This window comes from Vibrio sp. V42_P2S4T144 (genome assembly GCF_009904715.1).
Classification (GTDB): Bacteria; Pseudomonadota; Gammaproteobacteria; order Enterobacterales; family Vibrionaceae; genus Vibrio; species Vibrio alginolyticus.
The window spans coordinates 1-11,232 of the sequence record NZ_WXWS01000347.1; the positions used below are offsets into that span (position 1 = coordinate 1).

At 44.7% G+C, this 11,232-nt stretch carries 10 protein-coding genes; 4 read left to right on the forward strand and 6 right to left on the reverse strand.

Features of this window, described 5'->3' with window-relative positions; genetic code table 11:
* Nucleotides 1–143 precede the first annotated feature (143 nt).
* The 5 genes from rplY to CAG68_RS12045 form a co-directional block, all read right to left on the reverse strand.
* A complete protein-coding gene (gene rplY / locus CAG68_RS12025; RefSeq protein ID WP_005378066.1) occupies nt 144–422 on the reverse strand; it encodes a 50S ribosomal protein L25 in 279 nt (92 codons plus the stop codon).
* A 284-nt stretch (nt 423–706) separates the two neighbouring features.
* Nucleotides 707–2,056: an ATP-binding protein gene (locus tag CAG68_RS12030; RefSeq protein WP_054729962.1), complete on the reverse strand. Its 1,350-nt coding sequence runs from the start codon at nt 2,054–2,056 to the stop codon at nt 707–709.
* Nucleotides 2,046–2,705 carry a response regulator transcription factor gene (locus tag CAG68_RS12035; RefSeq protein WP_005378073.1) on the reverse strand — a complete coding sequence of 220 codons (660 nt, stop codon included), beginning with the start codon at nt 2,703–2,705 and terminating at the stop codon, nt 2,046–2,048. Before CAG68_RS12035 ends, CAG68_RS12030 begins: the two co-directional genes overlap by 11 nt.
* Nucleotides 2,706–2,781: 76 nt before the next feature.
* Nucleotides 2,782–3,147: a PepSY domain-containing protein gene (locus CAG68_RS12040; RefSeq protein WP_372081942.1), complete on the reverse strand. Its 366-nt coding sequence runs from the start codon at nt 3,145–3,147 to the stop codon at nt 2,782–2,784.
* A gap of 155 nt (nt 3,148–3,302) precedes the next feature.
* Entirely contained in the window at nt 3,303–5,054 is a 1,752-nt protein-coding gene (locus CAG68_RS12045; protein ID WP_161441195.1) for a DEAD/DEAH box helicase family protein, read from the reverse strand.
* A gap of 121 nt (nt 5,055–5,175) precedes the next feature.
* On the opposite strand from CAG68_RS12045, the gene rsuA reads away from it, so the two are divergent.
* From rsuA to CAG68_RS12060, 3 genes are all read left to right on the forward strand, one after another.
* On the forward strand, nt 5,176–5,877 hold the full coding sequence (gene rsuA / locus CAG68_RS12050) for a 16S rRNA pseudouridine(516) synthase RsuA (RefSeq protein WP_053303189.1): 702 nt from the start codon (nt 5,176–5,178) through the stop codon (nt 5,875–5,877).
* Nucleotides 5,878–6,313: 436 nt separating this feature from the next.
* Nucleotides 6,314–7,516 carry a Bcr/CflA family multidrug efflux MFS transporter gene (locus CAG68_RS12055; RefSeq protein ID WP_017820848.1) on the forward strand — a complete coding sequence of 401 codons (1,203 nt, stop codon included), beginning with the start codon at nt 6,314–6,316 and terminating at the stop codon, nt 7,514–7,516.
* Nucleotides 7,516–8,178 carry a DUF2913 family protein gene (locus tag CAG68_RS12060; RefSeq protein ID WP_005378053.1) on the forward strand — a complete coding sequence of 221 codons (663 nt, stop codon included), beginning with the start codon at nt 7,516–7,518 and terminating at the stop codon, nt 8,176–8,178. The genes CAG68_RS12055 and CAG68_RS12060 overlap by 1 nt, the downstream gene beginning before the upstream one ends.
* A 30-nt stretch (nt 8,179–8,208) precedes the next feature.
* On the opposite strand, the gene CAG68_RS12065 is transcribed toward CAG68_RS12060, so the two are convergent.
* Nucleotides 8,209–9,660 carry a DUF2867 domain-containing protein gene (locus tag CAG68_RS12065; RefSeq protein ID WP_017634881.1) on the reverse strand — a complete coding sequence of 484 codons (1,452 nt, stop codon included), beginning with the start codon at nt 9,658–9,660 and terminating at the stop codon, nt 8,209–8,211.
* A 94-nt stretch (nt 9,661–9,754) separates the two neighbouring features.
* On the opposite strand from CAG68_RS12065, the gene CAG68_RS12070 reads away from it, so the two are divergent.
* Nucleotides 9,755–11,131 (forward strand): MATE family efflux transporter, encoded by a 1,377-nt coding sequence (locus CAG68_RS12070; protein ID WP_005378048.1) that lies wholly within the window; start codon nt 9,755–9,757, stop codon nt 11,129–11,131.
* Nucleotides 11,132–11,232: the final 101 nt, after the last annotated feature.

Sequence of the window (11,232 nt, forward strand, 5' to 3'; positions counted from 1 at the left end):
AATGCTATATGCCAAATATAGTAAAACCCCGGAGGTGGTAAGACTCCGGGGTTTTGAAATTTTTTAGATGTCTCGGTTGGTAAGTCCGATTATCTTTTATGCAAAAGGTTTGGATTTAATCCGATTAATTCCTTGGTAGGGAATTAGATACGGATGAAGTCCATGTGTTCAACTTTTGGCTTGAACGCGTGACGTTGAACGTCTTGTGGCTTAACTTTAACTTCTTTGCCATCGATAACTAGAACGATGCCTTCGTAGAATTCAGGCTTGTCCATTTGGTTTACGATGTCGTCGTGGTTAAGAACGATAGCTACTGCTGCTTCTTCACCGCCGTATACAACTGCAGGGAATTTGCCAGCGTGACGTAGGCGGCGGCTCGCACCTTTACCTAGTTCAGTACGTACTACTGCTTCGAATTTCATAGTATTTACTCTCAAATTAGTAAAAATCAAATGTTCACAATCAACAATGCGACCTTGTTGTTCGTGGTAAAGCTTGAAACAGGAACTGTTCAAGCGAGCGCGGATACTATCATTCCACTTCTAAATGGGCAACCCAAATCGTATCCAAATCAACAAAAAGGTATGATTTAGCGGGGTGGAAGGCTATCCCTTTTAACGCTTTGCTTGGATTTTGTTCACATCGACTTCATTTTCATCGGTTTACTAATCATGGTCCGAAGAACAAAGTTTATGTGTTATATGCTTTATGTTCGGCTGAGATGTAAGACTAAAGATGCTTTTAATCCACCTAAAGCGCTTGTATCCAATGTTAATTGACCTCGGTAACTGTGTGCCATTTCACTGACTATGTTTAGACCAAGACCTGAGCCAGGGGTTGTTTCATCCAATCTAACTCCTCTCTTGATTACTTGACTCAGTTTCTCTTTAGGGATGCCTGGCCCATCATCTTCAATAATGATGTGTATATTTTCCTTATCCTGAGATGAGTGCACACGAATCATGCTGTTGGCCCACTTATAGCCATTTTCTAGCAAGTTACCTAGCATTTCGTCGAGATCGGTCTGCTCTACTGCTACATTCAGCTCTGAATCAAGTTCATTAATTAAGGTAATGCTTCGGCTCGCATACACTTTATCAAACGCCATTGAGATAGCATCCACACGATCTGCTGGGTTCGACTTCACTGATAATATGTTCATCGATCCGGCCATACGGGCACGACCCAAATGGTAATCGATATGGTCTTGTATTTGATTGATTGGAACTCGGAGACGGGATTGTGCCTCAGGTTCTAACGTCTGAACTTCATTTTTTAGAACAGAAAGTGGCGTTTTAAGTGCATGAGATAGGTTACCTGCATGATTGCGAGCTCTCTCTAGTAATTCTTGGTAATGGAACAGCAGAGCGTTGAGGTCGAAGATTAGAGGAGAAATCTCTTTTGGGTAGGTTTCTTCTAGACTCTTTTTATTACCAGACTTCAGCTCGGCTAATTCTTTTTGTAGCTTTGTAAGCGGACTCAATGACCAAGCAATTTGCAGTAAAATGACGGTAAGCACGCCCGCGAATAATAAACCCAAAATAAGCCAAAGTTGGCCGATTAACGTTTGAAGGGTATTTTTAATGGGTTCTTCGTCAATACCAATAATAATGTGAATAGGACCATCGTAATCAGGAAGATACAGCGCTTTTTCTAGCGTAATTAGTTTTTCGCCTCTTGCTCCATACGCATCTTTATCCAAACCTTTGTGTTCGATTTTTTTGTCCCACAAAGAACGAGAACGTTCGAGGCTTGCCTCTGTAGAGGCACTCCAATACAAACCACTGTAAGGTCGGTTAAATCGAGGGTCTGATAGCTGAGCTGCGAGTGAAAGATGCCCGGTGTTATCGACTTCTAACTGTGCTGCGACTTCATCCATAAAAATGCTGAGCTGTGAGCGAGTGTCATCAACCATATAGTTGTAGACCTGCGTCGGTATCGTCACACCAGCGGCGAGGATCATTGCCGTTAACCAAACGATCGCCGCTAAAACGAGGCGACTTTTGATACTCAGTCGTTTTATTGCGTTCAACGGTAGCCTGTTTCTATTCGGCATTTAATTGGTATCCCAACCCTCGGACAGTTTTGATGATCTTTGGTGCGATTTTTTTGCGAATTCGGCCGATAAAAACTTCGATTGTGTTGGAGTCACGATCAAAGTCTTGTTTGTAAATGTGCTCGACGAGTTCGGTTCGAGAAATCACTTTTTCCGGGTTATGCATAAAGTAAGCGACCACTTTATACTCTAGCGCCGTCAAGCTTACCGCTTGCCCTTGCCACATGACTTTAGAAGTGCGCGTATCCAAGCTCAAGTCGCCAATTTGCATCACAGGAGAGGCGTTACCTGATGCTCTTCGCAGTTGTGCGCGAATACGAGCGATAAGCTCAACCATTTCAAACGGCTTAGTTAGGTAATCGTCTGCACCTGCGTTTAAGCCTTCAACTCGCTGCGTTAGGGTGTCGCGAGCGCTTAAAATCACGACAGGAGTATTAATGTTTTCATCTCTGATGCCTTTTAGGACGGTAAGACCATCCAGTTTTGGCAAGCCGAGGTCGAGAACAATGGCGTCCCATTCTTCCGAAGTCGCGCGATACAGAGCGTCTATGCCATCTTGGGACAATTCTGGTACCCAGCCGGTACTTTCTAATGTTTCGATGATTTGCTCGCCTAAACGAGGATCATCTTCAACAACAAGTATTTTCATATTGATGATTCTTATTATGTTTGGATTTTTATCGAAGTAAGCTACGCATCGTGTCTGGATTACGCATTAGACAAGTTTAGTTGTTTTGCGGCTTTAACGCTTTGTTAAAGCTGCGACCTTTGATCTCAAGCATTTCCAGCGTGGCGGCGTCGTACTCAACTTTCAGGACGCTATTGTTGTACAGAATTTTCAATTCATACACCCAAGCATCATCATCTTCTTCAAGCTCGACCTTGATGATGCGGCCGTATAGGTCGTTTTCTACTGTGGCGTAAAGTTCCGAAAATGGTCGTATATATCCTTGTTGAACCGCGCGATAGACCTCATCTTGATCTTCATCGAATTCGATGCGTGTTCCTGGCTTTTCGACATCTTGCACGATGGCGTGGCCATTTTGTGATGTGTGCTCGTTGCCATGCTTGGCAAAACTTGGTGCACACATGAATGTCGTGATAAGGCCGAAAAGTAACGCAGAATGTAGAGAAGTCGTTGCTTTATACATAGTCAAACCTTTTCTGGAGCGTTAGCCGCAGTATATCGGATATAGATGAACAGAGAGTGAATCAGCTAATTAAGTTTTGCCATGTGTTGTCGATGTTATTTCAACTCATCTTCAAAAATTTTATCTCGCAGCTTCCAAAAGCGACCAGATTTTCTAGCAATAACAAACTGAGGCAAACGGAAACGATGTTGATTAGCGACAACGCGTGTCGGTGAAGCCTCTTCAAAAGGACGATGCTTGTCTGCTAAGTGGGGGCGTACGAACTGATCTTTAAACGTTTGTTTTTGTTTTTTGGTACTCAATGTCCAAAACTCATGAACTAACGCATTGCCTTCGCCTTGGTATGGTTCACCAGAATACGTCACCTTTAGCTGAGATTTACCATCACTGGACTTAAATACAGATAGGTCCATTTCTGTGCATTCAAAGATTAATGCATCTTTGAGATTAAGGGCTTCTTTTAGCTTTTTATCTGGGTCTACGAGCGTCGCATCACACTCATGACAAATTCGTGCAGCGATATCGTTGTCCGCACCACATTCACCGCAGTATTTGGCACGAAAACGGTAGCCACAGTGTTCACGTTCGCCTGTGTCTTCATCTTCAAAGTAACCTTGGCAACGTCTGCCAAAATGTTCAACCAAGAAACTGTTACTATCCAACTTACCCCAGAAGTTGTTATTGAATCCGCAAGCCGGGCAAGGAATCGTGATAATTTCACTGTCAGAGTCTGGTTTGGGATCACCGACTTCAGGTTGGTATAAATCGTAGCTGTTGCCTGCGTAATCAAGCACTAAACATTCTGATTTTCCGTCTGATAAGCGTAATCCTCGTCCTACTATCTGTTGGTACAGACTGGCTGACTCTGTTGGTCGCAAAATCGCGATTAAATCGACATGCGGCGCATCAAACCCGGTTGTCAGTACCGAAACATTGACTAAGTATTTTATTTGACGATTCTTGAACGCTTGGATGATCGCATCGCGCTCCGGCGTAGGTGTATCACCAATGACGATTTCAGTTTCGCCTTCTGGCAATAAACTGTGTATCTCCTGTGCGTGTCGAACAGTTGCAGCGAAGATCATGACACCTTGACGCTCTTTCGCATATTGCATGATTTGCTCAACAATTTGTGGAGTCGCACGTTTGGCTTTATCGATCACCATGTCCATTTCTGCTTCTTTGTAGCGTCCGGTGTTAGCGGGCTTCAGCTGAGAGAAGTCGTAAGACAAAACGGGCGCATCCATCATGCGGGCTGGAGTGAGGAAGTTTTCGTCGAGCAAGTAACGGATCGGCAGTTCGAAAATACAATCGCGGAAGAATCGAGGCTCTTCGGTTCGCACTTGACCTCGGGTGTGATACTGATAAATCCAGCCCATTCCTAAACGATAGGGCGTTGCAGTTAGTCCCAGCACCTTAATGCCAGGGTTCAGTTCTCGTAAGTGAGTAATAACTTTTTGGTAGCTGCTGTTTTTGTCATCTGGCACACGATGGCACTCATCAATAACGAGCAGAGAAAACTGGTTTTTGAACGAATCTAAGTTACGTACGAACGATTGAACCGAAGCAAACACGACTTGCTGGTCAGTTTCTTTTCGTCCCAATCCTGCTGAGAAGATAGAACCTTTTAAACCATAACCTTCATACTTTGCGTGGTTTTGCTCGACCAGTTCTTTTACGTGGGCGAGGACTAACACTCGTCCTTTCGCAAGGCGAGCAAGTTCTGCGATCACCAAGCTTTTTCCTGCACCGGTTGGCAGCACGATCACTGCTGGTGTCGAGTGTTTACGAAAGTAATGAATAACGGCTTTAACCGAGTCGGCTTGATAAGGACGAAGTGTGTACATGAAAATATGTGAAATTGCTCAACTATTCGAACTAGGAACGCTATAATACCTGACTTTTATACCCAAGTGACCTTTAAACCAAGATTTAGAGATCACTTGGGTATAATTCAATGAGGTATTCATGCGTTTAGATAAATATTTGTGTGACGCTCTGGGTGCAACACGCAAACAGGCAACAAAGATCATCAAAAGTGGAGACATCACCGTTGACGGTGAGGTTCAAAAAAGTGGTGCATTTAAAGTACCTAAAGGTGCGGAAGTGATGTGGGAAGACCGTGTTATTGGTGCTCCTGGCCCTCGTTACATTATGTTGTATAAGCCTGCTGACTTTGTTTGTTCACATGAAGATGGCTACAACCAAACTGCATTCGCATTGCTTGATGAGCCTAAAATTGAAAACCTTCACTTTGCGGGCCGATTAGATGTCGACACAACTGGTTTAGTGTTGATTACGGATGATGGTAAGTGGTCTCACCGTATTACTTCACCTAAGCATAAGTGTGAGAAAACGTACCGTGTTTGGCTCGTCGATGCTATTCAGCCAGATTACGCGGAAAAGCTCGAACAAGGCATCATTTTGCGCAATGAATCAGACGCAACATTGCCAGCTCGTTTGGAAATCGTGAACGAGGCCGAGAATGAAGTATTGTTGACTATCGTGGAAGGTAAGTATCACCAAGTGAAACGTATGTTCGCGGCGTTAGGAAATAAAGTTGAGTACTTACATCGTGAGCGTATTGGTTCTATCGAACTTGATGAGGCACTAGAACCAGGTGATTATCGCTACCTCACGCAAGAAGAAATTGATTCTATTTGGAATTAATTGTCGGCATGGGAAATTCTTTAGTTCCTAATAGGAACTAGTCTTTTGGTAGAAATTGGCTCAAAATAAATTTTCCTACCAAAATTAGTGCCTAGACAATTCCGGTGTGCTTACTCATCTCAGTGATATGCCTTTGCATTTAGCTGATGCATGCATACTCTTATTGCAAAGCCTTCGGCTACGGTGAATGGAATGATGGTGTCAACGCCATCATTTTTACTGCATTGTGTTTGTTTCCCATAAACACATTTCGCTTTCACATGCTTTTCTATGTCGAGTTCGTCAAGGTCACACCTTGGTACATATTTGCCCTTATGATTCTCGAACGTTGGATAGAACAGGTTTTTGGCTTCTACATTCAGCGATATGAGAACTTCCGTTATTTTCACTTTGTTCTGCAAGTATTGACGGTAGGGCTCCAACAAGAGGTAAAAGAATGACAGAAAAAGCTCAAAGTGCTCCGCAATCCCAAATCAGTTTTCTATTGTTTCTGGTACTAGGAGCGATTGGTGCTTTGACGCCTTTGGCGATCGATATGTATTTGCCTGCGATGCCGACAATTGCGAAAGATTTGGGGGTCGCGCCTGGCGCGGTTCAGATTACGTTGACGGCTTATACCGCGGGTTTTGCGATCGGCCAGTTAATTCACGGGCCGCTTGCCGATAGCTTTGGTCGAAGACCTGTGTTGATTTTAGGCGTACTTTTCTTCGGCTTGGCTGCTGTTGTGAGTGCGACAACAAATGGCATTGATGCGCTGACCTATGTACGTACGGCACAAGGTTTTGCTGGCGCGGCAGCGGCGGTCATTATCCAAGCCGTCGTGCGTGACATGTTTGACCGTGAAGACTTTGCACGCGCAATGTCCTTCGTTACTCTGGTCATTACTATTGCGCCGTTGGTGGCACCGATGATCGGTGGCCATCTCGCGATTTGGTTTGGTTGGCGTTCCATTTTTTGGGTACTAGCTATTTTCGCTGTAGTTGTGATTTTTCTCGTACTTTGGAAAATCCCTGAAACGTTACAGCCTGAAAATCGTCAGCCTCTTCGTTTCCGCACGACGCTGAGAAACTACGCCAGATTATGCTCCAATCCTGAAGCGATCGGTTTGATGCTCTCAGGTGCGTTTTCATTTTCCGGAATGTTTGCATTTTTGACGGCGGGTTCGTTTGTTTATATTGATTTATATGGTGTTCGACCAGACCACTTTGGTTACCTATTTGGTTTGAACATTGTGGCGATGATCATCATGACCAGTATTAATGGTCGCTTGGTGAAGAAAGTTGGTTCCCATGCCATGCTTCGTTTTGGGTTGTTCGTGCAACTTTTGGCGGGGATTGGTTTATTCGTAAGTTGGTTAATGGACTTCGGATTATGGGGCATTGTGCCTTTTGTTGTGCTGTTTATCGGTACATTGTCGACGATAGGTAGTAACGCGATGGCGCTGCTTTTAAGTGGTTACCCATCAATGGCGGGTACGGCGTCGTCTCTAGCGGGGACATTAAGATTCGGTATCGGTTCATTGGTTGGTGCGCTGGTGGCATCACTGCCCGGAAATGTTGCTTGGCCGATGATCATCGTGATGTTTGCTTGTTCTGTGCTTTCAGCACTGTTTTATTGGACTTTAGGAAGAAAGGCGTAATGTCGAATTACACCAAAGAAATTCAAAACTTGGTTAACTCAGCACTTGAAGAGTTAGATCAAGAGCATCGCTCAGGTAAGTTAGCCAATGCCCCTGTTGCGAATAACCATTATTTAGTGCGTTGGGTAACAAAGGCGCTAAAATCACAACGTTTCGGACGTACGGTAGGCGATGACTTAACGCGTTGGCAAAAAGCAGGTCGCTCAAAGGGGAACGATGCTGGTTTGTTGTTTATCTTCAAGCGTATTTCTGCTTTTTATGCGCAATTCTTCCCTGAAGGTGAAGACTCCAAAGTGTTCAAAGATTCAGATATTGAGTCTTTTCTTGATTTGATGGAGCAAGCAGGCTGGGAAGTCTCAACATCTGAGCAACTGATTGGGTGCGGCAAAGTACAAATCTTCACTGAAGGTCAAAACTCTTTAGCGTTATGTGCAGACCAATGCGAAAGCTGTTTTGATGGCGAGTTGCTCGTAAAGCCAATGAGTTGGTTTGTGCGTGGCAATCATGCTGAGTTTGTTGAGAAAGCAGCGCAAGCGGGCTTTATGGTTCATAAGGTAACAGACTACAAATCGATGGTGAAATACCATGGCGAGTACCTTATTTTTCCAGCAAACGAAGGCAACCAGTTAGCCGAAATTCCACTCTCGTTCAAAGCTGACTAAAGTGACATTTTGAGTGTTTAGAAGCCCCTGTTATTGGGGCTTTTTGTTTTCTAAACGGTTTGCTTCTTTCGCGATGGCTTTGACCATGCCTTTAAATATGAAAAGATGGGCTGGCATCATTGCAAACCAATAAAGCAGCCCAAGAAACCCTTGCGGGTGCCACCAGGCGGTAATATCCAGCTCTCGTTCGTCACCGAGATCTTTGATGGTAATTTCTAAACGCCCAAGGCCTGGGCCTTTCATACCAAAAAACAGTGAAAGAAACTGATTATTATCGCAGCGAATCACTTTCCAAGAGTCAATAAAATCACCGACTTTAAGCTCTGGTCCAGGAGGAGAAACGCGAATCGGTTTTCCGCCACCAAAAAAGATATCGAGCCATTCACGTGTACGCCACAAGATGTTGGCAAAGTAATAGCCTTTTTCGCGACTCCCGATCTTTTGCGCCACTTTCCATAATGCCGCAGCGGAGGCATGAGTTTTAATGCTCGCTCCAGCTTGTTTTGGGTAATAGCCATATCCTGGTTGCCATCGACGAAGCGCTGCGGGTTCAAACCCCCAGACATTACTGCGTACAAATGTGCCTTCATCTTGAATGGTATCAGTTACCGCTTGCTCGTAGCTGATCAGCGTTTGAGGAAATCGTTCTTCAATCGCTTTGGAGTTTGCAATGTAGTCGTGCTCTAAGCCCGCAAGTAATGCTTTACCGATACTAGTTGGCACTGAGGTAACTAAACCTAGCCAGTACGATGCCATTTTCGGAGTAAGTAGCGGGGTCGACCACAGTCGATACGGCTTGTTCGTGATTCGGCAAATGACTTTGAACTGTTCGCGGTAGCTAAGTGTATCTGGCCCACCAACTTCATAAATTTGACTTTCTTCTGGAGAGGGGGCTTCTGCTAACTTCAACAAATAGTGGTTGAGATTGGGCAAGGCAATAGGGTTCGCTTTTGAGTCGACCCATTTAGGCGCTATCAAAATAGGTAAGTTGTAGACAAAGTCACGCATGATTTCGAAAGCGGCAGAGCCGGGGCCGATGATAACGCCAGCACGCAATTCAGTTACTGGAACACCAGACTGTCGAATTATTTTTCCCGTGGCTTTACGAGCGGCTAAATGGCGAGAGTTTCCGGTTTGAGGTTGAATGGCACTCAAATATACAACATGCTCGACGGAGCTTTGTTCCAACGCATATTTGAAGTTCAAAGCAAGGTTTAGTTCGTACTCAACAAAGTCATCACCTTGAGCCATCCCGTGCACGAGAAAAAAGACTAAATCAAAATCGTTCACTACAGCCTTCGTGGTCTCTGCGTCAGCCAAGTCGAGATACCTTAACGTTAAATTAGGGTGAGGCTGAGTTCTTGACTCTAAATAATCAATATGTCGCGCCGCTGCTGTGACGGCGTAACCTTTATCTAAAAGTAACGGAAGAAGTTGAGAGCCAATGTAACCCGAGGCGCCTAGCACCAACACCTTTTTCATTATCTGTCCTTTTATCGTTGGTGGAATAAACACCACAGAGTATAATCATGAGACACTTTCCCCATTCTATCAATAAGTTGTCGTTGGAGCGCTTGTGACTTTTCTTTCTCAACTCTCAATACACGCAGATAAAGCATTCTTACGTCGTTTATTTGCAATCGCGTTACCAATTACACTGCAAAGCATGATGTTTTCTAGCAGAAGCCTCGTCGATGTTCTTATGCTTGGTCAACTTGGTGAAGCTGAAATTGCCGCTGTTGGAGTTGCTGCGCGCGCGACTTTCGTCACCACCATCATGTTAGTTGGGGTGACAACGGGCGGTGCGTTGTTAACCGCTCAATATTGGGGGGCTGGCGATAAAGTTGGGGTGCGTCGCAGTACCGCTTTAACATGGATGATCGCAATGATGTTTGCTGCGATTGCTGTTGCTTTGTTTGTTGTTTTTCCACAGCCTATCATGAGTTTGACTACCGATTCACAAGAAGTGATTGAGCTAGGGGCCAGCTATCTCATTATTTCGTCGGTTAGCATGTTTGCTGTTGCATGTGTGGCCAGTATGTCGGTGGGCCTAAGGGCGATGCACCAACCAGGCTTAAGCACTTTTTTTAGTGGTATAGGCATTTTATCTAATGTTTTTCTTAACTGGGTTTTAATTTTTGGTCAATTAGGCTTTCCTGCTTTGGGTATTACGGGAGCAGCGATCGCAACGGTAATCAGTGGCGCGATCGAAGTAGGTTGCTTGTTTGGTTATCTATGGTTGAAAAAACACATAATCGCATTTGGCTGGGATGATATACGCGCAGGATTGGTCTTAGATAAAATTACGCGTTTCTTGAGCCTCTCTTTGCCAACCACATTTAACTTCTTGGCGTGGGCTGGTGGGTTGTTTGCTTATCACGCGATCATGGGGCAAGCAGGCGTGCAAGGTTTGGCGGCGCTTTCCGTAATGACACCTGTTGAGTCGATCGCATTGGCGATGATGATTGGTTTATCGAATGCGGCTGCAGTTCTAGTCGGGAACCAGCTCGGCGCTCGTAATTTTGAACCCGTTTATTATCAAGCATGGGCTACGGTCATTTTGAATGTGCTTATCGCATTTGTGGTCGCCGTCTTGTTGATAGTGTCAAATCAATGGATCCTTAATGCGTTTAGTGCACTGACAACGGACACTCGCGAGCTAGCTGAACAGTTTATGGTGATTCTTGCGTTGGGTGTCGTGCTACGCTCGGTGCCGATGATGGCTATTGTTGGTGTATTACGTGCGGGCGGTGATGTTAAGTTTTGTTTGTATCAAGACATCTTGGCGCAGTGGGTGATCGGGATTCCACTCGCAGCATTTGCAGCGATTTATCTCAATTGGGACCCACAATGGGTTTACTTACTCTTTTTGACGGAAGAAGTTGTGAAGTGGGCGATTTGCTTGCCAAGAATGGTTAGCCGAAAATGGATGAAAAACCTGATTGGCCAGTAAGGAGGAACAGAGTTTATTTTGGCTGCAAAAATCTGCTCAAAACGTCAACAAAATTAGCAACAGAAAGTGAATCGAGTTGCATTTGTACTTCCATAGTGTGA